The sequence below is a fragment of the Streptomyces spinosus genome, assembly GCF_020400655.1.
Classification (GTDB): domain Bacteria; phylum Actinomycetota; class Actinomycetes; order Streptomycetales; family Streptomycetaceae; genus Streptomyces; species Streptomyces argyrophylli.
Genome location: NZ_JAINRC010000002.1, coordinates 552,139 through 578,043, shown reverse-complemented (window position 1 = coordinate 578,043; position 25,905 = coordinate 552,139). Strand labels below are relative to the sequence as shown.

The 25,905-nt window shown below is 72.9% G+C and carries 28 protein-coding genes, 1 tRNA gene and 1 pseudogene; 21 read left to right on the top strand and 9 right to left on the bottom strand.

Annotated features, from left to right (window positions below; translation table 11 throughout):
• Window positions 1–41 precede the first annotated feature (41 nt).
• Both LG395_RS06555 and LG395_RS06550 read right to left on the bottom strand, forming a co-directional pair.
• Window positions 42–629: a GNAT family N-acetyltransferase gene (locus LG395_RS06555; RefSeq protein WP_225808750.1), complete on the bottom strand. Its 588-nt coding sequence runs from the start codon at window positions 627–629 to the stop codon at window positions 42–44.
• On the bottom strand, window positions 622–2,919 hold the full coding sequence (locus tag LG395_RS06550) for a penicillin acylase family protein (protein ID WP_225808749.1): 2,298 nt from the start codon (window positions 2,917–2,919) through the stop codon (window positions 622–624). The genes LG395_RS06555 and LG395_RS06550 overlap by 8 nt, the downstream gene beginning before the upstream one ends.
• 82 nt (window positions 2,920–3,001) lie before the next feature.
• On the opposite strand from LG395_RS06550, the gene LG395_RS06545 reads away from it, so the two are divergent.
• From LG395_RS06545 to LG395_RS41110, 5 genes are all read left to right on the top strand, one after another.
• Window positions 3,002–3,724: a siderophore-interacting protein gene (locus LG395_RS06545; protein ID WP_225808748.1), complete on the top strand. Its 723-nt coding sequence runs from the start codon at window positions 3,002–3,004 to the stop codon at window positions 3,722–3,724.
• Window positions 3,725–3,807: 83 nt separating this feature from the next.
• On the top strand, window positions 3,808–4,401 hold the full coding sequence (locus tag LG395_RS06540; protein WP_225808747.1) for an HhH-GPD-type base excision DNA repair protein: 594 nt from the start codon (window positions 3,808–3,810) through the stop codon (window positions 4,399–4,401).
• A gap of 100 nt (window positions 4,402–4,501) precedes the next feature.
• Window positions 4,502–5,197, top strand: a complete 696-nt coding sequence (locus LG395_RS06535) for an HdeD family acid-resistance protein (protein WP_171154872.1) — start codon at window positions 4,502–4,504, stop codon at window positions 5,195–5,197.
• A gap of 130 nt (window positions 5,198–5,327) precedes the next feature.
• Window positions 5,328–5,648 (top strand): hypothetical protein, encoded by a 321-nt coding sequence (locus LG395_RS06530; RefSeq protein ID WP_225808746.1) that lies wholly within the window; start codon window positions 5,328–5,330, stop codon window positions 5,646–5,648.
• A 55-nt stretch (window positions 5,649–5,703) separates the two neighbouring features.
• Window positions 5,704–5,829: a hypothetical protein gene (locus LG395_RS41110; protein ID WP_263982144.1), complete on the top strand. Its 126-nt coding sequence runs from the start codon at window positions 5,704–5,706 to the stop codon at window positions 5,827–5,829.
• Window positions 5,830–5,850: 21 nt separating this feature from the next.
• Here LG395_RS41110 and LG395_RS06525 read toward each other — a convergent pair whose 3' ends face one another.
• Window positions 5,851–7,413, bottom strand: a complete 1,563-nt coding sequence (locus LG395_RS06525; RefSeq protein ID WP_225808745.1) for a helicase HerA-like domain-containing protein — start codon at window positions 7,411–7,413, stop codon at window positions 5,851–5,853.
• A 113-nt stretch (window positions 7,414–7,526) separates the two neighbouring features.
• On the opposite strand from LG395_RS06525, the gene LG395_RS06520 reads away from it, so the two are divergent.
• The gene (locus tag LG395_RS06520; protein ID WP_004943146.1) at window positions 7,527–7,823 is read left to right on the top strand and encodes a type II toxin-antitoxin system VapB family antitoxin; all 297 of its coding nucleotides are present in this window, start codon (window positions 7,527–7,529) and stop codon (window positions 7,821–7,823) included.
• 108 nt (window positions 7,824–7,931) lie between these two features.
• Complete coding sequence (locus LG395_RS06515) at window positions 7,932–8,570, top strand: LytR C-terminal domain-containing protein (RefSeq protein ID WP_225808744.1); 639 nt, start codon at window positions 7,932–7,934, stop codon at window positions 8,568–8,570.
• Window positions 8,571–8,668: 98 nt separating this feature from the next.
• Here the strand turns inward: LG395_RS06515 and upp are convergent, their stop codons facing one another.
• Window positions 8,669–9,304 carry a uracil phosphoribosyltransferase gene (upp, locus tag LG395_RS06510; protein ID WP_171154866.1) on the bottom strand — a complete coding sequence of 212 codons (636 nt, stop codon included), beginning with the start codon at window positions 9,302–9,304 and terminating at the stop codon, window positions 8,669–8,671.
• 95 nt (window positions 9,305–9,399) lie between these two features.
• Between upp and LG395_RS06505 the strand changes: the two genes are divergently transcribed.
• The 8 genes from LG395_RS06505 (at window position 9,400) to LG395_RS06470 (ending at window position 14,065) form a co-directional block, all read left to right on the top strand.
• Window positions 9,400–9,645, top strand: a complete 246-nt coding sequence (locus LG395_RS06505) for a hypothetical protein (RefSeq protein WP_171154865.1) — start codon at window positions 9,400–9,402, stop codon at window positions 9,643–9,645.
• Between the two features lie 299 nt (window positions 9,646–9,944).
• A complete protein-coding gene (locus LG395_RS06500; protein WP_171159908.1) occupies window positions 9,945–10,475 on the top strand; it encodes a tRNA adenosine deaminase-associated protein in 531 nt (176 codons plus the stop codon).
• A gap of 59 nt (window positions 10,476–10,534) precedes the next feature.
• On the top strand, window positions 10,535–10,966 hold the full coding sequence (gene tadA, locus LG395_RS06495) for a tRNA adenosine(34) deaminase TadA (RefSeq protein ID WP_225808801.1): 432 nt from the start codon (window positions 10,535–10,537) through the stop codon (window positions 10,964–10,966).
• A 57-nt stretch (window positions 10,967–11,023) separates the two neighbouring features.
• Window positions 11,024–11,108: transfer RNA gene (locus LG395_RS06490), tRNA-Ser, on the top strand.
• A 159-nt stretch (window positions 11,109–11,267) separates the two neighbouring features.
• Window positions 11,268–11,447, top strand: coding sequence for a hypothetical protein (locus LG395_RS06485; protein ID WP_171154861.1), 180 nt, complete (start codon window positions 11,268–11,270; stop codon window positions 11,445–11,447).
• Window positions 11,448–11,457: 10 nt separating this feature from the next.
• The gene (locus LG395_RS06480; protein WP_171154859.1) at window positions 11,458–11,751 is read left to right on the top strand and encodes a Dabb family protein; all 294 of its coding nucleotides are present in this window, start codon (window positions 11,458–11,460) and stop codon (window positions 11,749–11,751) included.
• A 199-nt stretch (window positions 11,752–11,950) separates the two neighbouring features.
• Entirely contained in the window at window positions 11,951–12,787 is an 837-nt protein-coding gene (locus tag LG395_RS06475; RefSeq protein WP_225808743.1) for an RNA polymerase sigma factor SigF, read from the top strand.
• 336 nt (window positions 12,788–13,123) lie between these two features.
• Entirely contained in the window at window positions 13,124–14,065 is a 942-nt protein-coding gene (locus tag LG395_RS06470) for an RNA polymerase sigma factor SigF (protein ID WP_171154855.1), read from the top strand.
• Between the two features lie 345 nt (window positions 14,066–14,410).
• On the opposite strand, the gene LG395_RS06465 is transcribed toward LG395_RS06470, so the two are convergent.
• The gene (locus LG395_RS06465; RefSeq protein WP_171154853.1) at window positions 14,411–14,605 is read right to left on the bottom strand and encodes a hypothetical protein; all 195 of its coding nucleotides are present in this window, start codon (window positions 14,603–14,605) and stop codon (window positions 14,411–14,413) included.
• Window positions 14,606–14,810: 205 nt separating this feature from the next.
• Here LG395_RS06465 and LG395_RS06460 point away from each other — a divergent pair, with 205 nt between their 5' ends.
• The 6 genes and pseudogenes from LG395_RS06460 to LG395_RS06435 form a co-directional block, all read left to right on the top strand.
• Window positions 14,811–15,305 (top strand): MarR family winged helix-turn-helix transcriptional regulator, encoded by a 495-nt coding sequence (locus LG395_RS06460; RefSeq protein ID WP_171154851.1) that lies wholly within the window; start codon window positions 14,811–14,813, stop codon window positions 15,303–15,305.
• 85 nt (window positions 15,306–15,390) lie between these two features.
• Window positions 15,391–17,853 carry an MFS transporter gene (locus LG395_RS06455; RefSeq protein WP_505016505.1) on the top strand — a complete coding sequence of 821 codons (2,463 nt, stop codon included), beginning with the start codon at window positions 15,391–15,393 and terminating at the stop codon, window positions 17,851–17,853.
• Between the two features lie 103 nt (window positions 17,854–17,956).
• Window positions 17,957–18,778 (top strand): YceI family protein, encoded by an 822-nt coding sequence (locus tag LG395_RS06450; RefSeq protein ID WP_171154848.1) that lies wholly within the window; start codon window positions 17,957–17,959, stop codon window positions 18,776–18,778.
• 56 nt (window positions 18,779–18,834) lie between these two features.
• Window positions 18,835–19,302, top strand: a complete 468-nt coding sequence (locus LG395_RS06445) for a PPOX class F420-dependent oxidoreductase (RefSeq protein WP_171154846.1) — start codon at window positions 18,835–18,837, stop codon at window positions 19,300–19,302.
• 159 nt (window positions 19,303–19,461) lie between these two features.
• Window positions 19,462–19,593, top strand: coding sequence for a hypothetical protein (locus LG395_RS06440; RefSeq protein WP_372463208.1), 132 nt, complete (start codon window positions 19,462–19,464; stop codon window positions 19,591–19,593).
• Window positions 19,594–19,779: 186 nt separating this feature from the next.
• Window positions 19,780–19,884, top strand: a pseudogene (locus LG395_RS06435) (PPOX class F420-dependent oxidoreductase); the annotation flags it as partial.
• A 44-nt stretch (window positions 19,885–19,928) separates the two neighbouring features.
• Here LG395_RS06435 and LG395_RS06430 read toward each other — a convergent pair.
• The 4 genes from LG395_RS06430 to LG395_RS06415 form a co-directional block, all read right to left on the bottom strand.
• Window positions 19,929–20,687 (bottom strand): TetR/AcrR family transcriptional regulator, encoded by a 759-nt coding sequence (locus tag LG395_RS06430; RefSeq protein ID WP_171154844.1) that lies wholly within the window; start codon window positions 20,685–20,687, stop codon window positions 19,929–19,931.
• A gap of 109 nt (window positions 20,688–20,796) precedes the next feature.
• Window positions 20,797–22,182: an MFS transporter gene (locus tag LG395_RS06425; protein WP_225808741.1), complete on the bottom strand. Its 1,386-nt coding sequence runs from the start codon at window positions 22,180–22,182 to the stop codon at window positions 20,797–20,799.
• 63 nt (window positions 22,183–22,245) lie between these two features.
• Entirely contained in the window at window positions 22,246–24,411 is a 2,166-nt protein-coding gene (locus tag LG395_RS06420; RefSeq protein ID WP_225808740.1) for an ArnT family glycosyltransferase, read from the bottom strand.
• A complete protein-coding gene (locus tag LG395_RS06415; protein WP_225808739.1) occupies window positions 24,408–25,901 on the bottom strand; it encodes a bifunctional glycosyltransferase family 2/GtrA family protein in 1,494 nt (497 codons plus the stop codon). The genes LG395_RS06420 and LG395_RS06415 overlap by 4 nt, the downstream gene beginning before the upstream one ends.
• Window positions 25,902–25,905: the final 4 nt, after the last annotated feature.

Sequence of the window (25,905 nt, the reverse complement as noted above, 5' to 3'; positions counted from 1 at the left end):
AGCCGGGCGCGGGGGGAGGGCGATCGGCTCGTCGGGCGCCGTCAGCCGGGGAAGGCTGCCGCCCGGTCCAGGAAGGCCAGTTGCGCGTGCTTCTCGGGCAGGTGCACGTCGGGCAGGTCGACCTCGGGGAGGACGACGGCCGGGCCGCGCTCGAAGCCCTGGCGTTCGAAGCGGGCGATGGCCTTGGCGTTGCGCACGTCGGGGTCGATCACGATCCGCCGGCGGTCCAGGACCAGCAGCACGTAGGTCGTGATCGCCGTCAGCAGGGCCGCCGTCCAGCCGGGGCGCGCGCCGGCGGGGCCGGCGGGGGCGAGGAGGAGGTGGACGCCGAGGTCGCCGGGGCGGACGTCGTAGCACTCGCCGACCCGGTCGGCGGACGGCTCGTACGTCTGCAGGAGCGCGGCCGGTTCACCGTCCACGGCGACCAGGTGGGCGTGGTGGGTGTCGAGGGTGTCCATGTGGGCGTAGACCTCGGCGACCTGGGCGCGGGTGAGGCCGTTCATCCCCCAGAACGCGGCGCGTTCGTCACCGGCCCAGGCGTGGACCAGGTCCGCGTCGCCCTCCGGGTCGAGGGGGCGGATGCGGACGGTGCCGTAGCCGTCGACGTGCTGGACGTGCAGATCAGTCATGGGGTTCCTCGGTCTCCTGGGTTGTCTCGGGCGCGTTCGCGGGTTCGGGGCTGAGCCGGGTCCAGTCGGTGATCACCGGGACCAGTTCTCCGGCGGTCCACAGCGGGAGCTGGTCGCGGTGGTGGGCCGCGCCGGGGACGCCGTCGGCGCCGAACGGGACCACCCAGCGGCTGTCGGCGCGGTCGGCCAGGTTCCAGACGAAGCGGGCGGCCGGGCCGCGGGCGGCGCGGTCGGTGAGACCGGGGACGGCGGAGGTGCACAGCACGCAGTCGTGGTCGCCGGCGAGACCTGGGCCGTCCGCGCCGGGCCCGGGGGCCTGCGGGAGTGCCGTCCAGGGGGCCAGGCGGTGGGTGGCCGACCAGGGCCCGGCGGGGGGCGCGGCGGCGACCTCCTCCAGGGCGGTGCGGACGGCTGCCGCGCGGTCGATGCCGTACAGGTCCCCGGCGCGCAGGAGGTTCTCGAGGGCGTGGCCGACGCGCGGGACCAGGGCCAGCCAGGGCAGCAGGACGTCCGGGTAGGCCGGGGGCTCGGTGAGCGGGGCGAGGACCGGGTGCGCGGCGAGGTGCCGTACGACCGCGCCGCGCACCGCGGCGTACGCCGCCGCGTCCGTGCTGTCCGCCGCCATCCGGCGGTCCCAGGTGAGCAGGCGGTCCCGCAGGGCCGCCGCGGCCGGGCTGAGGCCGGTGAGGGCGGCGAGGCGGTCCAGGAGGGCCGCGGCGGAACCGAGGTGGGTGTCGGTGTGGATCCCGGACATGCCGTCGGCGGTCCAGGTGGGGCGCGCTTCGAGCAGGGCGCGGATGCGGGTGGCGCGGTGGGGCGGGGCGAACTCGACGCCGAGGGGGGCGGCGAGACCGCGGGCGTTGGCCATCACCGCGATGCCGTTCTCGGTGGCCGGGCGGGCGTACGGCGTCTCGTGCGCGCCGCGCCATTCGTGACCGGGTTCCCAGGCGGGGACCGGCTTCAGGCGGTTGGTCCCGGCACGCAGGGGGACGTGGCCGGCGACGCGGTGCAGGGTGCCTCCGGCGGTGTCGGCGGCCTGTACGACGTTGACCGGCTCCCTCCAGGCGTCCAGGGCGGTGTCGACGTCGGCGACCGTGCGGGAGCGGAGAAGGGGGAGGAGGGCACTGAAGCCGAGGTCCTCCGTCACGCGGGGCGGGTAGCGCAGGGCGAGCGCCTCGGCCGCGCCGTCGGCGGCCTCCGTGCCACGCGCGGGGCCGGGCCCGGCGGGTCCACGGGTCCGGCGCTCGGACGCACCGGCTGGGGAGGTGGCGTGGGCCGGCCGGGCGTCGACGGCCACGGGGGCGCCCCCTGGGGGCGGCGGCGCGTCTCCTGCCGGGGAGGCCGGCGCCGGGGCGATCGCTTCGAGTCCCTCCGGTCCCCCGGCGATCACCGGGCCCCGGGGCGTCTCGACGACCTCGATCTCGACGGGGGGCTCGCCCGCGACGAGGACGGTCTCCGTGTGGCGGCCGGCGCGGTGCCAGGTGCCGTCGGGGCCCAGTGCCTCGATGCCCGCGCCGGTGCGGCGGAGCCGTTCGCGGTAGAGGTCCTGGTAGTCGGCCATGGCGTTGGTGACGGCCCAGGCGACCGTGCCGGTGTGGCCGAAGTGGGCGATGCCGGGGACGCCGGGCACGGCGAGTCCGACGACGTCGAACTCGGGGCAGGAGAGGTGGATCTGCTGGTAGACACCGGGGTCCTCGATGAAGCGGTGCGGGTCGCCGGCGAGGAGGGCGTGCCCCGTGTCCGTGCGGTCGCCGGTGACCAGCCAGCCGTTGCTGCCCGCCGTACCGGTCCCGTCGGTGGCGAACAGGCCGACGGCCCCGGGGCCGAGGTGCCGTACCGCCCGCTCGCGCCAGAGCTTGGCCGGGAAGCCCGCGAAGAGGATGTGCGTGCCGAGCCAGACGGCGAGGGGCGTCCACGGCCGCCAGTGGCCGGGGGCCAGAGCGGCACGCGCGAACTCGGGGGCGCGGCCGGCGCCGGCGGGCAGCCCCTCGTTGACCCCGTCGACGTACGCCCGTACCCAGTCGGCCGTCTCCGGGTCCCGTCGTTCCAGCGCGGCGAAGCAGCGGCGGGCGGTGTCGTCGAGCCGGGCCCGGCGGGCGAAGACGTCCCAGGAGAGCGCCCCGGCGCCGAGGAAGGCGGCGGAGGTGCCCTGGGCGCGGTGGCGTTCGACCTCCAGCTGCCAGGCCCGGTCGTGGGCGGTGACCCGGCCCTGCGCACGGGCGAGTTCGCGGGCGCTGGACGCCCGCAGGTGGGGGATTCCCCAGGCGTCGCGGTAGGTCTCGATGGTCACCCGGGATCTCCCTGCGCTCTGCTCTTTAGGTTAGCCTTGCCTAAGTTTTCAGCCGGAATCGTACGCGAACCGTGGAGGGGTCATGGGGCAGGGGCGGGGCTGGGAAGGCGCGGTCCTCAGACTGCTGCGCGCCAAGGACTTCGTGCTGACCGTGCTCGCGGCGGAGGACGTGACGCCGCGGTACCGGCGGCTCCGGGTGAGCGACGGCGGGTTGCTCGCCGCGACCGGCGTCCACCCCACCATGTGGGTACGGCTGTGGTTCTCCGCCGCCGGCCGGCCCCACCAGCGGGCCTACACCCTGGTCGACCCCGACCCGGGCGCCGGCACCTTCGGCCTGGAGTTCGCCCTGCACGAGGGCACGGCCTCCGACTGGGCGCGGGCCGCGCGGCCCGGCGACACGATCGGGGCCACCGTCCAGGGCACCGGCTTCCGGGAGCCCGAACCGGCGCCCTCCCACGTCGCCGCGATCGGCGACCCGGCCTCGCTTCCCGCGCTCAACTCGCTGCTCGGCGCGCTGGGCCGGACCCCGGCCACCGTCTGGTTCGAGGGCGACCCGGCGGGGCTGCCCCGCCGTACCGGGCCGGGTGCGCACGAGATGCGGGCGGTACCGCGCCGCGACGCCGGCGCCCACCTGGTGGAACGGGTCCGCGCCGAGCTGCCCGCCGTCCTCGCCGGCACCCCGCACCCGTACGTCTGGATCGCCTGCGACACGGCGACCACCCGCACGCTCGCCGCCTGCGTCCGCAAGGACCTCGGCGTGCCGAAGCACCGGGTGCACGCCCTGGGGTACTGGCGCGCGCGGTGAGCGGCGGCGGGCGGGCCGGAGGCCACGGGGGACGAGTGGCCACCCGGCGGGCGCGGCCACCCCGCGCGCGGGATCATCGACGCATGGACGTCACCCTGCACCTCGCCCAGGACCCCGCGGCCGACGCCCTCCTCGGTCGCTCCGCGCTCGCCGCGCTGACCGGGATGCTGCTGGACCAGCAGATCCCCATGGAGTGGGCGTTCAAGGGACCCCGCACCATCGCCGACCGGCTCGGCACGGACGACCTGGACGCGCACGAGATCGCGGCGATGGATCCCGAGGCCTTCGCCGCGCTGCTCTCCGAGAAGCCCGCGGTGCACCGCTACCCGGGCTCGATGGCGAAGCGCATCCAGCAGCTGTGCCAGTACCTCGTCGAGCACTACGACGGGGACGCGGAGGCGGTCTGGCGGGGCGTGGACGGCGGAGCCGCGCTGCTGCGGCGGCTGGAGGACCTGCCGGGCTTCGGCAAGCAGAAGGCACAGATCTTCCTGGCCCTGCTCGGCAAACGGCTCGGCGTCGCGCCCGAGGGCTGGCGGGAGGCCGCCGGAGCCTACGGCGAGCCGGCCTCCTTCCGCTCCGTCGCGGACATCACCGGCCCCGAGTCCCTGGCGAAGGTCCGTGCCCACAAGCAGGAGATGAAGGCGGCGGCGAGGGCGGCCAAGGCGGCGAAGAGGTAAGCCGCGTCCCCCCGCCCAGGCCCCGGCCGGAGCCCCGCCCCCATCACCCGCTCGGCCCACCCCGCTGGCCCCCGCCGCCCGGCCGGTCTCAGCATGGGGCATGAGCGAGGTACCGAGCAGCGGTCCCGAGCGGGACCGGGCGTACGACGACCGGCACGTGCACGCGGGCGCTTCACCGGGCGGCCATCCCGCCGCGGCGGCTCCCGGCACCCGCCACGAACCGGAGCCGGCGTTCGAGGGCCCGCTGCACGCCCTGTCCCGGGCCGCCTGGCAGGTCGTCCTGCTCACCGGCGTCGGTTCCCTGGTGCTCGGCGTCCTGGTGCTGGTCTGGCCGGGCCCGTCCCTGGTGGCCGCCGGTGTGCTGTTCGGCCTCTACCTGCTGTACAGCGGGGTCCTCCAGCTGGTGTCCGCGTTCGGCACGCACCGGGCGACCTCGCTGCGCGTCCTCGCCTTCATCAGCGGCGCGCTGTCCATCCTGCTGGGCCTGTTCTGCTTCCGCGGGCCGATGCAGTCGATCCTGCTGCTCGCCCTGTGGATCGGCATCGGCTGGCTGTTCCGCGGCATCACGCAGACCGTGGCCGCCGTGCACGACCCCCGGATGCCCGCCCGGGGCTGGCAGATCTTCCTCGGGATCGTGACCTTCGTCGCCGGGATCGTGCTGATCGACTCGCCGCTCGAGTCGGTCTCCGTGCTGACCCTCGTCAGCGGGATCTGGCTGGTCGCGGTGGGGATCGTGGAGATCGTGACCGCGTTCGGCATCCGCGGCCGGGCGCGCCGCGTACCGCAGACGGTGTGACCTCCGGCGCCCGCGCGTGCGCGCCGGGCGCTCGCCGCGTACGCCGCCGGCCGCCTGCCCCTTCCCCCGGACGGGTGGATTTCGCCCCCGGTGTGCTGCGCCGTCCGCGTGCCGCGGGAAGAAAGCCGGTGTGAGCAGGAGCAGGAGCACGCCCCGGGGCCGTACCTGGCTACGCGTCCTCGTGCTGCTCCTCGCCCTGTGGGTGCCCGGCGCGCACGTGCCGGCCCAGGCGGTGCCGGATCTCGCCGCGGCCGCCGAGACGGCCGAGCACGACGTCCTCGACGCGGCCCTGCGGCCACCCGCCCGCGCGCTCCACCGGGCCGACGCGCCCGAGCGGCTCTCCCCCCCGACCGCCCCCGCGCCCGCTGCCCCGGCGGCCTGCCCGCGCCCCGCCGCGCCCCGGACGCCGTACACCGCGCCCCTGCTGCGCACCGTGGTCCTGCGCTGCTGACGGACCCGCGTCCCCCGCGAGGTCAGTTCGGCTCGACGCAAGGAGCAGCACAGCCATGCCCAAGGATCCCTACGCCGTCCTGCGCGCCCTGCTGCGCGCGGAGGCCCGGCGCGGTACGGCGCCCCGGCCGGACCAGCGGACACCGGAACCCCAGCGGTCGCCCGGGGAACGGGACCGTTGACCGGCACCGGCGGGGGCGGGGCTACCGTCTCCGCCGGGCGGTGCCGAAGAGGGAACGGGTGATCTCGCGGCCGAGCTGCGTGCCGACCGAACGGGCCAGCGACTTGAACATCCCGCTGCCGACGACCTGTTCGACCAGCGACGGCTCCTCCTCGCGAGCGCGCGCGGGAGCCGGCTTCGGCGGCGGTTCCGCCGGCCGGGCGGCGCTCAGCCTCTCGTACGCCGACTCGCGGTCCACAGCCTGTGCATAACGGTCGTGGAGCGAGGAGTCACGGACCGCCCGGTCCAGTTCACCGGGGTCCACCGGGCCCATCAGGGACTGCGGGGCGCGCAGCCGGGTGGCGGCGACCGGGGTGGGCGCGCCGGTCTCGCCGAGCACGGTCACCACGGCCTCGCCGGTGCCGAGACCGGTGAGCAGTTCCTCCAGGTCGTACACCGACCTCGGGAAGGTCTGCACGGTCGCCCGCAGGGCCTTGTGGTCGTCGGGGGTGAAGGCGCGCAGGGCGTGCTGGACGCGGTTGCCGAGCTGGCCGAGGACGTCGCCGGGCACGTCCCTGGGCGTCTGGGTGACGAAGAAGACGCCGACGCCCTTGGAGCGGATCAGGCGGACGGTCTGGGTGATCGACTCCAGGAACGCCTTGGACGCGTCGTCGAACAGCAGGTGCGCCTCGTCGAAGAAGAACACCAGCCCGGGCTTGTCGGCGTCACCGATCTCGGGCAGGTCGTGGAAGAGGTCGGCGAGCAGCCACATCAGGAACGTCGAGAAGAGCAGCGGTTTGTCCTGGACCGCCGCGAGTTCCAGGACCGAGACGATGCCCCGCCCGTCCTCGGCCGTGCGCAGGAAGTCCGCCGTGCGGAACTCCGGTTCGCCGAAGAAGTCCGTCATGCCCTGCGCCTCGAAGGCCGTCAGGGAGCGCAGGATCACGCCGGCCGTGGCACCGGACAGGCCGCCGATCCCCTTGAGTTCGGCCTTGCCCTCGTCGGAGGTGAGGAAGGCGACGACCGCGCGCAGGTCCTTGAGGTCGATCAGCTCCAGGCCCTTGGTGTCGGCGTAGTGGAAGACCAGGCCGAGCGACTGCTCCTGGGTCTGGTTCAGCTGGAGCACCTTCGCCAGCAGCAGGGGGCCGAAACTGGTGACGGTGGCCCGTACGGGGATGCCGTGGCCGAGGCCGCCGAGCGCGAAGAACTCCGCCGGGAAGCCGGCCGGGGCCCACTCCTGGCCCACGTCGGCGGACCGCTTCCGCACCCGCTCGTTCGGCTGCCCCGGCCGGGCGATGCCGGACAGGTCGCCCTTGACGTCCGCGAGGAACACCGGCACGCCCTGCGCCGACAGCTGTTCGGCGATCAGCTGGAGCGTCTTGGTCTTGCCGGTGCCGGTGGCGCCCGCCACCAGCCCGTGCCGGTTGAGCACGGGCAGCGGGATGCGCACCGGCGCGTCGGCGCGACACGCCCCGTCCCACAGGAGGGCGCCGAGATCGAGCGCGGGGCCGGTGAAGGCGTAACCGGAGGCGATCTTCCGGGCCGCCGCGGGCAGTGCGGGCGCCCCCCGCGGGCCGGCGGGCGGCACGGTCTCGTTGTCACTCATCTCCGACCCCTGTCCCCGTAGTTACCCTTATGCCCGATTTGATCCATCTTTTCAGGCCTCGCACTCCGCCGCCATGGCTGCGCCCGGAACGTCTTGGCCGGTAGGCTTTCCGTGTGATCTTCAAGCGCATCGGAAACGGCCGGCCGTACCCCGACCACGGCCGGGAGAGCACCCGGCAGTGGGCGGACGTCGCGCCGCGCCCGGTCCGCCTCGATCAGCTCGTGACCACCAAGCAGCAGCTCGATCTGGAGACCCTGCTGGCGGAGGACTCGACGTTCTACGGCGACCTCTTCGCGCACGTCGTGAAGTGGCAGGGCGACCTCTACCTGGAGGACGGCCTGCACCGGGCCGTCCGCGCCGCCCTGCAGCAGCGCCAGGTGCTGCACGCCCGCGTGCTCGAACTCGACTGACCGGGCGCGACGGGGCCGTTGGCCCTTTCGGGTTCCGCTGTACGGCATCGAGCGGCATCGACTGATCATCTGATAGGCATCGCCGCTCGCGCGCACTACGCTGCGCCCATGAGCATGCTGACTCCCCCCGGCATGGGCGGCCAGTACCGCATCACGGGGGACAAATACCCTCGGATGCGTCCGCCCCGGCGGCGCGGCAGGCTCGTGGCCGTCGTGGTGGCGTCCGCCGCCGCACTCGGTCTGATCGGCTGGGGCACGCTCCAGCTCGTCGACGTCTTCGGCGGCGGCGGCGACAAGTACACGGCGAGCGGGTCCACGACGGCCTGCCGGGCCAGAACCGAAGCGGCCCCGGCGGCCCGGGTGCACGCCCTGCCCGCGCCCGGCCGGATCACCGTGAACGTCTACAACGCGACCAAGCGCCCCGGACTCGCCAAGAGCACCGCGGACGAGCTGAGGAAACGCGGCTTCAAGATCGGCGACGTGGGCAACGCGTCGGGGCAGTACGACAAGAAGGTCAAGGGCGCCGGGATACTCCTCGGCTCCGCCGCCGCGCAGGACACCTCACTGCGCGTCCTCGGCACCCAGCTCGCCGGCGCGGAGGCGCGCGCCGACATCCGCAAGGGAACCGACGTCGACCTCGTCATCGGCGACGCCTTCAAGGGGCTGTCGCAGCCGGCGGCCGCGAAGCGGGCGCTGACGGCCCTGACCGCGCCCGAGCCGACGGCCTCCCCGAAGAAGGGCTGCTGAGCGGCGCCCCGGAAAAGGGGCGCGGGGCATCGCGCGAGATCCGCTCGCGCCCCCGCACCCCCGAACGGCGAGCGGGCCGCCCGCCGGTGGACGACGGCCTACTCCGCCGCCCCGTAGAGCCGGTCCCCGGCGTCCCCCAGCCCCGGCACGATGTACCCGAGCTCGTTGAGGTGGTCGTCGACAGCCGCCGTGACCACGGTGACCGGCGTCCCCGCCAGCTCCCGCTCCATGACCTCGACGCCCTCGGGCGCGGCCAGCAGGACCACCGCCGTGACGTCGTCGGCGCCGCGCTTGATCAGTTCCTGTATCGCCGCGACCAGCGTGCCGCCCGTGGCCAGCATCGGGTCGAGGACGTACACCTGGCGGCCCGAGAGGTCCTCCGGCATGCGCGAGGCGTACGTGGACGCCTGGAGCGTCTCCTCGTTGCGGATCATGCCCAGGAAGCCCACCTCGGCCGTCGGCAGCAGCCGGACCATGCCGTCCAGCATGCCGAGGCCGGCCCGCAGGATCGGCACCACCAGCGGGCGGGGGCGGGCCAGCTTCACCCCGGTGGTCACCGCGACCGGCGTCCGGATGTCGACGGCCTCGGTGCGCACGTCCCGCGTGGCCTCGTAGGCGAGCAGGGTGACCAGTTCGTCGGCGAGCCGCCGGAAGGTCGCGGAGTCGGTGCGCTGGTCGCGCAGCGTGGTGAGCTTGTGGGCGACCAGGGGGTGGTCGACGACATGGAGACGCATGCCCCTAACGGTACCTGCGCCCCGGGCCGCCCTCGCGCTGGCGTCAAACCGGCCATCCGGGGGAAGGTGGGAAGGACGGACTGGGGTGGTGTGACGTGCCTGACCTGCCTGACCTGCCCGCGGACGCCTCCGGGCCCACCGGCGACACGGCCGGCCCCGCAGCGCGGTCCGCGCGGCGCGATTCCGACAAGCCCGAGAACGAGAGCGAACGCCGGCGCCGCCGAGCGCAGTTCCTGCGCGAACTCGCCGAGGCACGTGCGCTGCGCGCCCGGGTCCAGCCCCGGCGCGCCAAGGCCGCACGGCTGCGCCACGCGATGCGCATGCGGACGTTCCGCTGGTAGTCCCTGGCCCGTTCGCGGTACGCGGGAACCACGCTCGCGCCGGTGTCGGGGGGCGGGCGTGCGTGGCCGCGGGGAAAAGCCGCGTACGATCCGCAGGTGGCGGCAATGAGCGCGCTGGTGAGCCGATCACGGATCCACGATCGAAACAGCCAGACACAGGGAGCCGAAGACGTCCCCTGGAGGCCTTCTTTCTGCCACGATTCCGAGTGGGTGGGGCTCGGAGCCCAGCTCTCTCCGCCCACGTACCTCCGCCGGGGGGACCCCCAACCGGCACGCCTATGACCAGTGGGAGAGTCACGGTGTACTTCGCCGCACTGCTCGCGCGCACCGAAGACGGGTGGGAAGCGAGCGACACAGAGCTCGACGATGTGGAGACCCTGTCGGATCTTGCCGACCTGGCCCGGGAAGCCTCTCCCGACGAGGACACGGTGCTCGTCCTGATCGAGCAGGAGGACGCCTGGTTCGGTGTCGTCCGCGTGGACGGCGAGGACGACCCTCGCATCTACGTCTCGGACGCCGCCGCCGCCCGGCGCAGCGCGTACGGGGAGCTGCTGCTCACCGACGAGCTGCTCGGCCGGGAGCCCGGCACGGACGACGGCCCGGACCTGGACTCCCTGGACCTCGACGGCACCGAGGACGGCGAGTCCGAGGACGACGAGGAGGAGGGTGCCGCCACCGACGCGGTGCCGCACAGCCCGGTGGGCGACAGCGAGATCCTGGACGACCTGGGCATCAGCGAGAAGGAACTGCGTGCCCTGGACGCCGACGACGCGCTGAACACCATCGCCGAGGCCCTGGGTGCCTCGGAGGTGCTGGAGACCGTCCGCTGACCACGCCACAGCGGACACAGGGCACGCCGGACCCGGTGCGGGACCCCTGGCGCGCCGCGATGCGGCTCGCCTTGGACGAGGCCGGGCTGGCCGTCCGGGACGGTGACGTCCCGGTCGGTGCCGTCGTGCTGTCCCCGGACGGTACGACGGTGCTCGGTGCCGGGCACAACGAGCGTGAGGCCACCGGTGATCCCACGGCCCACGCCGAGGTCCTCGCGATCCGGCGGGCGGCGGCCCGGCTCGGGGAGTGGCGGCTGACCGGCTGCACACTCGTCGTCACGCTGGAGCCGTGCACGATGTGCGCGGGCGCGCTCGTGCAGTCCCGGGTGGACCGGGTGGTCTACGGCGCCCGGGACGAGAAGGCGGGTGCCGCCGGTTCCCTGTGGGACGTGGTGCGCGACCGCCGGCTCAACCACCGGCCGGAGGTCATCGAGGGGGTGCTCGCGGCGGAGTGCGCCCGGCTCCTCACCGCGTTCTTCCGTGACCGCTGAAACCGCCACCGGATACCGATTTCGAACCACGGCCCCCCGTGCTGTAGGGTCTCCCTCGGTAGCGTGTCCGAGCGGCCGAAGGAGCTCGCCTCGAAAGCGAGTGTGGCGCAAGTCACCGAGGGTTCAAATCCCTCCGCTACCGCTCACAGAAGGGCCCTGCCGACCGGCGGGGCCTTTCGTGCGTTCCGGACACAACCCGCGTCCGGCGGCACGCTGTTGGCCGTACGCGAAGGCGTGAACGTTACACTCGCGGCCGGCAGGCAGCAGGGGCCCGAGGGGCACTGGTACAGGGGAGGCCGCGGTGGCGGTGAACGCCAAGAAGATCGCCGTGTACGTGCTCGTGGTCTTCGCGCTGTACGTGATCATCACGGATCCGGCCAAGGCGGCCGACTACGTCCAGATAGGCTTCGAGGGCATATCGGACGCCGCGAAGGCCATCGGCGACTTCATGACCTGGGTCGCCCACGGAGGAAAGAACTGAGGTACGCCCCATGATCCGCCACCTGGTCCTCTTCAGGCTCAACGAGGGCGTCGGGCGCGACGATCCGCGGGTCGTGGCGGGCGTGGAGGCCTTCCGGGCCCTGGGCGGGCAGATCGAGGAGCTGCGCTTCTGGGAGTGCGCCTGGAACATCAGCGACCGGCCGATCGCCTACGACTTCGCGATCAACTCGGCCGTCGAGGACACCGACGCACTCAAGCGCTACCTGGAGCACCCGGCCCACCAGGCGGGCGTCGCGCTGTGGCGCGAGTTCGCCACCTGGGTGATCGCCGACTACGAGTTCTGAGCCCCGCGCCGACGCGCACCCCTCGCCGTTCCGGCGAGGGGTTTTTCGTGGTTCCGCGGACGGGTTTTTCCTGCGATGCGTACCCAACTCACTGGAGTTTGAACCACAACACGGGGTTATGCGGTGCTTGCACACAGTGCACATGTCTTGTGATGCTATGACCGCTTTTGACGGATGATTGACCGATGAAGAGGTGGCGTTGACCTTGTCGGCCAGTACTGCGCCGCCTCAGGAAGAGGCGCCCACTCCGACCCCGCCGGCCCCCGAGAAGCGCCGCGGCGCGGACACCCGGGCCCTGACCCAGGTGCTGTTCGCCGAACTGAAGGAGCTCACCCCCGGCACGCCGGAGCACACCCGCGTGCGCGGAGCGCTGATCGAGGCGAACCTCCCGCTCGTACGCTACGCCGCCGCCCGCTTCCGCTCGCGCAACGAACCCATGGAGGACGTCGTCCAGGTCGGCACCATCGGACTGATCAACGCCATCGACCGCTTCGACCCCGACCGGGGCGTGCAGTTCCCGACCTTCGCGATGCCCACGGTGGTCGGCGAGATCAAGCGGTACTTCCGGGACAACGTCCGCACGGTCCACGTCCCGCGCCGGCTGCACGAGCTGTGGGTGCAGGTCAACAGCGCCACCGAGGACCTGACCACGCTCCACGGCCGCTCGCCGTCCACCGCCGAGATCGCCGAGCGGCTCCGGATCAGCGAGGACGAGGTGCTCAGCTGCATCGAGGCGGGACGCTCGTACCACGCCACCTCGCTGGAGGCCGCCCAGGAGGGTGACGGCCTGCCCGGACTGCTCGACCGGATCGGCTACGAGGACCCGGCCCTGGACGGCGTGGAACACCGCGACCTGGTCCGCCATCTCCTCGTCCAGCTCCCCGAGAGGGAGCAGCGCATCCTCCTCCTGCGCTACTACAGCAATCTCACCCAGTCGCAGATCAGCGCGGAACTCGGCGTCTCCCAGATGCACGTCTCGCGCCTCCTCGCCCGTAGCTTCCAGCGGCTGCGTTCCGCGAACCGGATCGACGCATAGCCGCAGCAGACGCCGAAGCGGCTGGTGCACGGCGGGCGCACGGAAGCACGCCCCGAACGCCACTGCATCGCAAACCCGATCGAGCGTTCACCGGCGCGGGCGAATCGCTCACCAGCACTGTTGCCGACAGTTCGGGCCCGAAATGCCGTCAGACCCCTTGTTTGCAGGGCCGATTCGGATCTCACGTGTCGACATGTCGGTACAGCGCGTTGCCGACATGTGACATTCTGCGGGAAGCGCGTTTGCCGGAGCTCCGGCGCCGGTATTCAGGTGAAGGCTGCGTCGCTCGCCCAAGACGGCGCCGCCGCGACCGTCCCGCGACCCAAAGGGGGTGGCATGTCCGCAGACCAGGGCAGCTCGAAGGTGCTGACGCCCACGCTGAGCGAGGCAGCGCCCAAGGAGCTCTACGCTCTCGACGTCCTCGACGGCTTCGAGGGTGTCACGGCCCTCGAAGCCGTGCCGTCCCCGGCCGCCGAACCGGCCGCCGAAGCTGTCCCGGCCGCGCAGGTCACGGGCGCCATCGACACCCGCACCCTGTCCCGCTCGCTGTTCCTGCGCCTGGCGACGCTGGGCGAGGACAGCCCCGAGCGGGCGTACGTCCGGGACACCCTGATCGAGCTGAACCTGCCGCTGGTGCGCTACGCGGCGGCGCGGTTCCGCTCGCGCAACGAGCCGATGGAGGACATCGTCCAGGTCGGCACCATCGGCCTGATCAAGGCGATCGACCGGTTCGACTGCGAACGGGGCGTGGAGTTCCCGACGTTCGCGATGCCGACCGTCGTGGGCGAGATCAAGCGGTTCTTCCGTGACACCTCCTGGTCGGTGCGCGTCCCGCGCCGGCTCCAGGAGCTGCGCCTGGCCCTCACCAAGGCCAGCGACGAGCTGTCCCAGAAGCTGGACCGCTCCCCCACGGTGACCGAGCTGGCCGCCGTGCTCGGTGTCTCCGAGGAGGACGTGGTCGACGGCCTCGCGGTCGGCAACGCCTACACCGCCTCCTCCCTCGACTCCCCGGCCCCCGAGGACGACGGCGGCGAGGGCTCGCTCGCCGACCGGCTCGGCTACGAGGACACGGCCCTGGAGGGCGTGGAGTACCGGGAGTCCCTCAAGCCGCTGCTGGCCAAGCTCCCGCCCCGGGAGCGCCGGATCATCATGCTGCGCTTCTTCGCCAACATGACCCAGTCGCAGATCGGCGAGGAGGTCGGCATCTCCCAGATGCACGTCTCCCGCCTGCTGACCCGGACGCTGGCGCAGTTGCGGGAGGGCCTGATCTCGGACTGACGCGGGCCGTCCGCTTCTTGTCCGACGAGGCGTCAGTCACCTGCCCGGACGCTCCGCACCGGGACGGTTCGTACGACGACACGGACGCGTGGCCGCCGAGGCGCCGTTACGGCAGCGTCGGCGGCCGTCGTGTGTCCGGGCGGGATGCCGGCCGTGTGCGCGGGGGGTGGGTGCGGGCGGCGGCTGCACGGCGGCCGGCGCGGGGCAGGCAGCCCCCGGCACCCCTCGCCCCCCGGGTACCCCTCGCTTCCCGGCGCCCTCGCCTTGAGCGGCCCGGTGGCCGCGGACATCGGCGGGCGATGGCGCCGGGTGCGCGCGGGACCTCATCCGCGCGGTGCGTGAGTCCTACCTGACCGCCAGGTAGGCGACGCCGGCGACCACCAGGAGCGCCACGATCACGCCGATGATCAGACCGACCCGGGGGCCGGAGGAGGCCGCCTGCTGCTGGGGCCCCTGGGGGGCCTCGTCGACGAACGCGCGGAACATCTGGGTGCTGCCTGCGGGGTCGTAATTGCCCTGGGGGCCCTGGGTGTTAGCCATGGCCCGAGACCCTAGCGAATCCCGGTGACCGACCCAAGTGCGGGGCCACCGGGACAGACGGGGGCACGCCACCCTCAGTCACCTGCATATTTACGGTCGCAATACTTGCCTTTGCCAAGTTTTTGCGCCGCCGACCCCTCGTTTGTTTGCCTTCAGCAACCAAGCAGTCCTATGGTTGCCCCAAGCAACGAATACGGGAGGTGTGATGGCCGAGCAGGCGCAGTTCGAAGAGCTGGCGCGTCAGCTCAGTGCCGTCGGAGCCGTGAAACGGGACATGGGGCGGATCCTGCCGCCGGACTGCCCGGCCGGATCGGCCGCCGTGCTGACCCTGCTCGGCCGCCACGGCGACATGCGCATGAGCAAGCTCGCGGAGCTGCTCGCCGTGGACATGTCGGTCACCAGCCGGCACGTCGCGCACGTCGCCGCGCGCGGCTGGATCGAGCGGCACCCCGACCCGGCGGACAAGCGCTCGCGCATCCTGCGCCTGACGCCCACGGGCCTGCACCAGCTGGACGACCTGTCCCGGCGGACCACGCACCTGCTGGCCGAACGGCTCGCGGACTGGACCGACGAGGACGTCGACGAGCTGATCCGGCTGATGACACGTCTACGCGCGTCATTCGGAGACTGCCGGTCCGCCCCGCTGCGGCTCCCCGCTCCCGTAGACGAACAGACCACCCGTACACCCGCAAGCACGTAAGAAAAGGAAGCCCATGGCAACGACCACACCAGCCGGTGTGCGGGCTCACGCCAAGCACGGGGGAGGCTCCCACGGCGACGCCCCGATGACCCACCGGCAGATCATGGAGGCACTGTCCGGGCTGCTGCTCGGCATGTTCGTGGCGATCCTGTCGTCCACGATCGTCTCCAACGCCCTGCCGCACATCATCGGGGACCTCGGCGGCGGCCAGTCCGCCTACACCTGGGTGGTCACCGCCGCCCTGCTGTCGATGACCGCGGCCACTCCCCTGTGGGGCAAGCTCGCCGACCTGTACAGCAAGAAGGCTCTCGTCCAGATAGCCCTGATCATCTACGTGGTCGCCTCGATGGCGGCCGGTCTGTCGCAGAACCCCGGCATGCTCATCACCTTCCGGGTGTTCCAGGGCATCGGCGTCGGCGGTCTGTCCGCCCTGGCGCAGATCGTCATGGCCGCGATGATCTCCCCGCGTGAGCGCGGCCGGTACTCCGGCTACCTGGGTGCCACCTTCGCCGTCGCCACCGTCGGCGGCCCGCTGCTCGGCGGTGTCATCACCGACACCTCCTGGCTGGGCTGGCGCTGGTGCTTCTACGTCGGCGTCCCCTTCGCCGTCCTCGCGCTGATCGTGCTGCAGAAGACCCTGCACCTGCCCGTGGTCAAGCGGGAGGTCAAGGTCGACTGGGGCGGCGCGACCCTCATCTCCGCCGCCGTCTCCCTGCTGCTGGTCTGGGTCACCTTCGCCGGTGACAAGTACGACTGGCTGTCCTGGCAGACCTACGCGATGGTCGGCGGTTCGATCGTCCTCGGCGCGCTGTTCGTGCTCGTCGAGTCCAAGGCGAGCGAGCCGATCATCCCGCTGCGCCTGTTCAGGAACCGCACGATCACGCTGGCGTCGCTCGCCTCGCTGTTCGTCGGTATCGCGATGTTCTCCGGCACCGTCTTCTTCAGCCAGTACTTCCAGCTGGCCCGCGACAAGTCCCCGACCATGTCGGGCGTCCTGACCATCCCGATGATCGGCGGCCTGTTCGTCTCCTCGACCGTCTCGGGTCAGTTCATCACCCGCACCGGCCGCTGGAAGGCCTGGCTGGTCAGCGGTGGCGTGCTGGTCACGGCCGGCCTGCTGCTGCTCGGCGGCATCCGGTACGACACCGCCTACTGGAAGATGGCCATCTTCATGGCGCTGCTGGGTCTCGGCATCGGCATGATGATGCAGAACCTGGTCCTCGCCACGCAGAACCAGGTCTCCCCCGCCGACCTCGGCTCGGCCAGCTCCACGGTCACCTTCTTCCGCTCCCTCGGCGGTGCGGTCGGCGTCTCCGCGCTGGGTGCCGTGATGTCCCGCCGGATCACCCACTACGTCCAGGACGGCGTCGCCGACCTGAGCCCGAAGTACCAGAAGGCCCTGGCCGGCGGCTCCGGTTCGACCGACAGCATCCCGGACATGAACGCGCTGCCGAAGCCCATCCGGACGCTGCTGGAGAGCGCCTACGGCCACGGCATCGCCGACGTCTTCATGATCGCCGGCTGCCTCGCCGCCATCGCCTTCCTGATCACGCTGTTCATCAAGGAGGTCCCGCTGAGGACCAAGGGCGCGCTCGCGCAGGCCGCCGAGGGTGAGGCCCCGGTGACCGACCCGGCCGCCACGCCCGCCGTCGCCGAGGCCCAGGCCCCGGTCGCCGCACCGGTCCCGGCCGCGGTCGCCGCCTCCACCGAGCCCGCCTCCGACGGCACGGCCACCGCCACCCGGCCGATGGCCGCCGTCGCCACGGTCGCCGAGCCCGTCGGCTCCGGCGGCACCCCGGTGCACGGCTTCGTCCGCGGCGCCGAGAGCGCCCCGGTCCCGCAGGCCGCGGTCACCCTGATCTCGCTGTCCGGCCGCCAGCTGGGCCGCGCGGTCGCCCAGGGCGACGGTTCCTACGCACTCGACGCCCCGGGCACCGGCAGCTACGTCCTGATCGCCTCCGCCGACGGCTACCAGCCGCAGGCCTCCACCGTCGTGGTGGGCGAGGAACCGCTGTCGTACGACATCCTGCTCAGCGGCACCAGCGGGCTGACCGGTGTGGTCCGGGCCGCCGGGAGCGCGCTGCCGGTCAAGGACGCGATGGTGATCGTCACCGATGTGCGCGGTGACCTGCTGGCCACCGCCGCCACCGGCGAGGGCGGCGACTTCGCCCTCACCGACCTGGTGCCCGGCAGCGTGACCGTCGCGGTCAACGCGAGCGGGTTCCGGCCGCGCGCCCTGCCGGTCGAGGTCGGCGCCACCGGCGTCACCCGGATCGAGGTCGACCTGGACGCCGGCGCCCGGCTCCAGGGTGTCGTCCGCGCCCCGCACGGTCCGCTGGCCGACGCCCGGGTGACGCTGGTCGACCAGGCCGGCAACGTGGTCGGCACCGCCACCACCGGCACGGACGGGGCGTACGCCTTCACCGACCTGGACAGCGGCGAGTACACCGTCATCGCGACGGGTTACCCGCCGGTGGCCACGGCCCTGACCGTCTCCGGCACCGGAGTCGACGGCCACGACATCGAACTCGCCCACCCCGGCGAGTAGTTCACCCCCGGCCCGTGGCGGCGCGCGCCTTGAGCGGAGGGCGCGCCCGCCACGGGCCGGTCTCATACGACCAGTTTTTGAGCTTTTTTCAGGGAGAAACGGGATGGGACTGACCGCGAAGATCCGTACGCGGGACGGGTGGGCCGTGTCGCACGCGGTCGTCACGGTGACCGACATGACCGGTACGCAGGTGCTGCGGGCCGAGGCGGACGCCGAGGGGGCCGTACGGGACACCACCGAGCTGGCGCCGGGGGCGTACACCGTGATCGTGACCGCCGTCGGCTACGCGCCCGCCGCGTCCAGCGCGATCGTCACCGCGAGCGGCCGGGCCGAGGTCGGCACGGTCACGCTGGCCCGGCAGGGCGGCACCGAGCTGCCGCCGCCCGGCCCCTGGACCATCGACCCGGCGCACTCCTCCGTCGCCGCGGTCGCCCAGCACCTGGGCATCTCCAGCGTGCACGGCCGGTTCACGGAGTTCGGCGGCACGATCGAGATCGCGCCCGACGACGTCACCAAGTCCCGGGTGGAGGCGGTGATCAGGGCCGCGTCCATCGACACCGGCAACGGCATGCGGGACACGCACCTGCGCTCCGCGGACTTCCTCGACGTCGAGAACAACCCCGAGATCACCTTCCGTTCCACGGGACTGACCCAGGCCGGCCCCGACCGCTGGACCGTCCACGGCGAGCTGTCCCTGCACGGGGTCGTACGACCCGTCGACCTGGACCTGGCCTACCTGGGCACCGGCGCCGACCCGTGGGGCGGCACCCGCGCCGCGTTCCGGGCCACCACCGAACTGCACCGCGAGGACTTCGCGATGAACTACAACCAGGTCCTCCAGGCGGGCATCGCCGCCATCGGCACCACGCTGAAGGTGGAGCTGGACATCCAGGCGGTACAGGGCGACTCCCTGCCCCAGGCGTAGACATAGGCACAGCAGGGTCAGCCACCGGGGCACCCGCTGCCCCTAGGCTGCCCTCCATGGCACCGAACATCGCTACCAACACCCGTGTGTCGCTGGACGAACTGCTGGACTTCGTACGTCCCCGGCACCACGCCCTGCTGATCACGCGCCGGGCCGACGGCTCCCCCCAGGCGTCCCCGCTGACCTGCGGCGTCGACGACTCCGGCCGGATCGTCGTCTCGACCTACCCGGAGCGGGCCAAGACCCGCAACGCCAAGCGGGACCCCCGGGTCACCCTGGTCGTCCTCAGCGACGACTGGAACGGCCCCTGGGTCCAGATCGACGGCACGGCCGAGGTCATCGACACGCCCGACTCGGTGGAGCCGCTGGTCGAGTACTACCGCAACATCGCCGGCGAACACCCCGACTGGGACGAGTACCGCGAGGCGATGGTCAAGCAGGGCAAGTCCATCATCCGGGTCACCCCTGACCGCTGGGGCCCGGTGGCCACCGGCGGCTTCCCGGCACGGCTGGCCTCCGAGTAACCCACCTCCCGGCCTGCCGCCGCGACCGGCGGGGCGGTCGGTCACCGGAGTGACGGAACTGCCGGCGGCAGGGGACCGACGCAGCAGGTACCCGGGCGAACGCCCTCCGGCTCACCCGGCGGACGGAGTCCGGCGCCGCGCTCCGAAGCCTGCGCAGCAGTGCGAGGGGCGCAGACGCAAGGGGCCCGCGAGGCGATGGTCAAGCAGGGCAAGTCCATCATCCGGGTCACCCCTGACCGCTGGGGCCCGGTGGCCACCGGCGGCTTCCCGGCACGCCTGGCCTCCGAGTAACCCACCTCCCGGCCTGCCGCCGCGACCGGCGGGGCGGTCGGTCACCGGAGTGACGGAACTGCCGGCGGCAGGGGACCGACGCAGCAGGTACCCGGGCGAACGCCCTCCGGCTCACCCGGCGGACGGAGTCCGGCGCCGCGCTCCGAAGCCTGCGCAGCAGTGCGAGGGGCGCAGACGCAAGGGGCCCGCGAGGCGATGGTCAAGCAGGGCAAGTCCATCATCCGGGTCACCCCTGACCGCTGGGGCCCGGTGGCCACCGGCGGCTTCCCGGCACGCCTGGCCTCCGAGTAACCCGCCCCCCGGCCTGCCGCCGCGACCGGCGGCGGGCGGGGCGGTCAGCCGCGGGTGACCATCGCCTCGATTCCCGCGACCAGCAGGTCCAGGGCGAAGGTGAAGTCGCGGTCCAGCATCTCGGCCACCGTGTCGCCGCCGCGTGCCGCCATGAGGTCCTTGGACTCCCTCATCACGTCCGCGGTGCCGGGGACCTCGTCCACCAGGGACATGGCCTGCTCGAGGTACTCGTCGGCACTCAGCCCGGTGTCGGCTATCCGGGTGCGGAAGTGGCCCTCGATCGTGCCGAAGCCGTACACGAACTGGAAGACGGCCGAGATCGCCCCGGTCACCCCGTGCGCGGGCAGCCCGGCCCGGCGGACGACCTGCTGCACCACCCGGGAGAACACCAGGGAGTTCGGGCCGATGTTGAGGAAACGCCCGGCCAGCGGGGACAGCCACGGGTGGCGCACCAGCAGCCCCCGGTACGCGGTGGCCAGCGCGCGCAGCTGCTCCCGCCAGTCCTCGTCCGCGTTCTCCGGGTCGGGCAGCCGCAACTCGGCGTAGGTGGCGTCCAGGGCGAGTTCGAGCAGGTCGTCCTTGGTGTCGACGTACCAGTACAGGGACATCGCCGTGACGTTCAGCTCGGCCGCCAGCCGCCGCATGGAGAACTTGGCGAGGCCCTCGGCGTCCAGCAGCCGCACGGACGCCGTGGTGATCCGCTCCCGGTCCAGCCCGGACGGCTGCCCACCGCGCCCACCGCGCCCGGCCCTGCCCTCCAGCCACACGCTGTCCCGCGCCGACCGACCTGCTGCCTTCGCCACCGGCGGCCCTTCCTCGTTTGCGCTCACTGTCCCAACCTAGGGGCGCGAGGAACTGCGCGACCAGCCACAACGCACCCACAGTCGCTCGACTACCCCATCCCCCGAACTGCTAGGCGGACACCCTCTCCGCCCGCCGGAGCAGTCCGGCGGCCAGGAAGCCTCCGCCGAGCACCGCGACGGCGCCCACCAGCTGACCCGCGCCCAGCGCGGCCGACAACGACTCCCCCGACGCCACCGAGGAGCTGAGCACGGCGCCCAGCACAGCGACGCCGAGCCCGTTGCCGAACTCCGCCAGCGTGCCGTTGATCCCGGCTCCCACTCCCGCCTTCTCTGGAGGAATCGCCCGCATGATGGCGTGCGCCATCGCCGGATTCGCCACCGCGCACCCCGCGCCGATCAGCAGCAGACCGAGCAGCGTCCCCGCGTAACCCCCGGAGTCCACCTCCGCGATCGACACCAGGCCGCCGGCCATGCAGACCATCCCCAGCGCGATCGACACCGGCGTGCCCAGCCGCGCCGACCACTTCGCCGACAGCCCGGTGAAGTTGAGCGCCACCACGGTCAGCGCCAGCGGAGCGGTCCGCAGGCCGGCCTCCAGCGGCCCGTACCCGAGTACGAACTGGAGGTGCTGTGTCAGCAGGAACAACGCGCCGCCCATGCCGAACACGATGAGCACGGCCCCGGCGACCGCCCCCGTGAACCGCGGGTTCCTGAAGAAGTGCGGGTCGAGCATCGGCTCGTCGGTTCTGCTCTCCCACCAGGCGAAGGCGCTCAGCACCAGCACCGCCACGGCCGCCGTGCCGAGCACGCGCGCCGACGTCCAGCCGTGCGCCGGCCCGGAGATGATCGCGTACACCAGCGAGGCCATGCCGATGGTGGACAGCACCGCTCCCGGCAGGTCCGGGCGGTCACCGCGTGGGTTCTTCGACTCCGGTACGAGCGCCACCACCGCGACCAGGCCGAGCGCCGCGACGGGGATGTTGATCAGGAAGATGGCGCCCCACCAGTAGTGGTCGAGCACGAAGCCGCCGATCAGCGGGCCGCCGGCGAAGCCCAGCGCGTTGACCGCGCTCCAGATGCCGATCGCCTTCGGCTGCTCCTCGGCGGAGAAGATCTGCATCGCCACGGCCAGCGTGGTGGTCAGCAGCAGCGCGCCGCCGACGCCCATGCCGGCCCGCGCGGCGATCAGCTGACCGGTGCTGCCGGCGAGTCCGGCCACGAGCGAACCGACGCCGAACAGGGCGAGCCCGGCGACCAGCATCTTCTTGCGGCCGTAGCGGTCGGCGGCACTTCCCGCGCTCAGCAGCAGACCGGACTGCACCAGGGAGTACGCGTTGATCATCCACTGGACGTCGGAGGTCTCCGCGTGGAGTTCCCGGGTCAGGGAGGGGATGGCCACGTTCAGGACCGTGTTGTCGAGCAGCACGGTGAGCTGCGCGAGACAGATGACGCCGAGGATCAGCCAGCGTCGGGGATGGCCTTGGGGGCTGGACATGCCGTACACCGTATAGCTGCCGCTATACGGTGTACAACGCCTTTTCCGGCCGGCCGGACGTCCTCAGCCGCTCGCCTTCCGCGTGAGGTCGTAGAAGGTCGCCGATCCCACCGTCACCTTCGTGAAGGTGCTCTGGACCCACGAGCTGATCTGCGAGGCGGTGCCGCTGTTGCCGCCGCCGCCCATGCCTGCGCCGGCGATGAAGTAGTGGATCCTGCCCTCCTCGACGTACTTCTTGAACCGGGCGAGCGTCGGGGACGGGTCGGTGCCGTTGAAGCCGCCGATCGCCATCACCGGGTCGCCGGTGGCGAGCTGGTAGCCGGCCGCGTTCTGGGAGCCGACGGACGCGGCGACCCAGGTGAACCGCGAGGCGTCCCGCTCCAGCAGCTTCCTGGCCTCGGACGACACGCTCGCGCCGTTCAGCAGGCCGCCGACGCCGCCCGTGCCGCCCTCACCCGTCCGGCCGCCGGGGAAGCCGAAGCCGCCACCGTCGCGCTGCCCTTGCTGGCCTTGCCGACCCGGCTGCGTCGGGGTGCCCCCGCCGAGGCCGCCGCCGCCCGGGAAACCATTGCCCCGCTGGTTCTGCTGCCCCTGACCGCCCGGCATTCCGCCGCCGAAGCCACCCCGCACACCGCCACGGGGACCGCCGCCCCGGCCGCCCGTCACGCTCGCGCCCGCCGGGCCCGCCGTGACGATCGAACCGGTGTGGCCCTCCCGGACCGTGCTCAGGGTGTACGCCGTGGGTCCCGCCAGCGCGGCCACGAGCCCCGCCGCCGCCGCGCCGACGGCCAGTCGCCGGGGGATCCGGCCGGCGAAGACCAGGCCGAGCGCCGCGGTCAGACCGCCGATCAGGACCAGCCACTTCAGCCAGGGCAGATAGTCGGGGGTGCGGTTGAGCAGCACGTACCCCCAGGCCGCCGACGCGACCACGGACGCGGCGAGCGCGATCGACGCCCACGGCTCGCGCCGCCGCTCCCACAGCAGCCCGGCGCCCATGCCGACGACGGCCGCGAGGTAGGGGGCGAGGGCCACGGTGTAGTACTGGTGGAAGATGCCCGCCATGTAGCTGAAGACCACCGCGGTCATCAGCAGCGAGCCGCCCCAGACCAGGAACGAGGCGCGGGTGACGGACGTCCTGCGGGCCCTGCGCGTGGCCACCAGGCCGGCGACGAGCAGGATCAGCGCGGCGGGCAGCAGCCAGGAGATCTGACCGCCGACCTCGGAGTTGAACATCCGGTCCCAGCCCGTCTCGCCCCACATGCCGGAGCCGCCCGCGCCGCCACCGCCGCCGCCCACGCTTCCGGTCTCCTCGCCGTTGAGGCGGCCGAGCCCGTTGTAGCCGAAGGTCAGCTCCAGGAAGCTGTTGTTCTGCGAGCCGCCGATGTACGGCCGGGACGAGGCCGGCCACAGCTCGACGACCGCGACCCACCAGCCGCCCGAGACGACCAGCGCGAGCGTCGCCGCGGCCAGCTGGCCGAACCGCTTCCTCGGCGGCACCGGCGCGCACACCGCGTACACGACCGCCGGCACCGGCAGGATCAGGAACGCCTGGAGCGTCTTGGCGAGGAACGCGAAGCCGATCGCGACCCCTGCCCACACCAGCCACTTCGTACGGCCGTCCGCCAGGGCCCGCAGGACGAGGTAGCAGGCCACCGACATCAGCAGGGCCAGCATCGCGTCCGGGTTGTCGAACCGGAACATCAGTGCCGCGACCGGCGTGAGCGCCAGCACCGCGCCCGCCACCAGGCCGGCCACCGGGCTGAACCGGAGGCGCACGGCCGCGTACACGACGGCGACCGCCGCCACGCCCATCAGCACCTCGGGTGCCAGGATCGCCCACGAGTTCAGGCCGAAGACCCTGACCGACAGCTCCATCGGCCACAGCGAGGCCGGCGGCTTGTCCACCGTGATCGCGTTGCCCGCGTCCAGCGAGCCGAAGAAGAACGCCTTCCAGGACCTGCTGCCCGCCTGGACGGCCGCCGAGTAGAAGGAGTTGGCGTAGCCCGAGGCGCTGAGGTCGTACAGGTACAGCAGGAGGGTGGTGGCGAGCAGACCGAGGAAGGCCGGGCGGACCCAGCGGGGGTCCTCGGGCCGGCCGCGCCACAGTCTCCGTACGAACGGCTGCCTCGGCTCACCGGCCCGGGGGCCCGGCGGGGGCGCGGCCGGGGGCGGACCCCAGTCGGCCGCGGCGCCGTGCCCGGTCGTCGACGGGTCGTAGTGCGTGGTCATCGGGCATCCCCCGGGTCGGTGTCGTGAGGGCGCACCGGCCGCGGCCGCGCGGTCGCGTCGGTGACGCCGCTCCAGTTGCCGTCCGCGGCCCCACCGGCGCGGAACTGGGTGGTCCGGTACGGCTGCTGCGGCACCGCCGGCCGCTGCGGCAGCGGTGCGTACGGAGCGCTCGTGCGGTGGGCCGGGGCGTACGGAGCCGTCTCGGGGCGGGCCGGGGCGGGCGGGGCGGCCGGCGGGCACGGGACGGTCTCCCTCCGCTCCGGGAAGACCCAGGCGCGGAAGAGCAGGAACCGCAGCACGGTGGCCGCCAGGTTGGCCGCGATGAGCACCGCCAGTTCCGTGGAGTGCGCCGGGCTGTCCGTGGCCGCGTTCAGGGCGGCGAGCGAACCGCTGGTCAGCGCGAGGCCGATGCCGAACACGACCAGGCCCTGCGCCTGGTGCCGTACCGCGCCGCCCCGGCCGCGCACCCCGAAGGTGAGCCGGCGGTTGGCGGCCGTGTTGGCCACGGCCGAGACCAGCAGCGCGAGCGCGTTGGCGAGCTGCGAGCCGCAGAACTGCCGGAAGGCGCCGTACAGCAGCAGGTAGAAGAGGGTCGACAGGACGCCCACCCCGCAGAAGCCGACCAGCTGGCGGGCGAGTCCCCGCGGCACGCCGGCCAGTTCACGATCGCGCGGGTCGTCACCGAAGGGCCGGGTCAGCCGGTCCAGCGGCAGCGAACCGGTGGTCAGCGCCTTGCCGACCCGCCAGACGCCCTTCAGGTCGTCGGTCGCGGTCCGCACGATGTGCACGGTGGAGTCGGGGTCGTCGACCCAGTCGACCGGCACCTCGTGGATCCTGAGCCCGGCCCGCTCGGCGAGCACCAGCATCTCCGTGTCGAAGAACCATCCGGTGTCCTCCACCAGCGGCAGCAGCACCTGCGCCACGTCGCGCCGGATCGCCTTGAACCCGCACTGGGCGTCCGAGAAACGGGCCTGGAGCGAGCCGCGCAGGATCAGGTTGTAGGCCCGGCTGACGAACTCCCGCTTGGGTCCGCGCACGACCCGGGAGGTGCGGGCGAGCCGGGAGCCGATCGCCAGGTCGGAGTGACCGGAGATCAGCGGCGCCACCAGCGGCAGCAGGGCGTTGAGGTCGGTGGACAGGTCGACGTCCATGTAGGCGAGGACCGGCGCCTCGGACGCGGACCACACGGCCCGCAGGGCCCGCCCCCGCCCCTTCTGCTCCAGGCGGAAGCCGGCGACCTCCGGGATCTCCGCCTCCAGCCGCGCCGCCACCAGCGGGGTGCCGTCCGTGGAGGCGTTGTCCGCGATCGTGATGCGGAACGCGTACGGGAAGGTGCGCGTGAGGTGCTCGTGCAGTCGGCGGACGCACGGCTGGAGGTCCTTCTCCTCGTTGTAGACGGGGACCACTACGTCCAGGACAGGCGTACCGGCGTCTCCGGCCGGGAGGTGCTCCCGCGCCGGCAGGGTGCCGGGAGAAGAGTCGGTTCGCATGGGA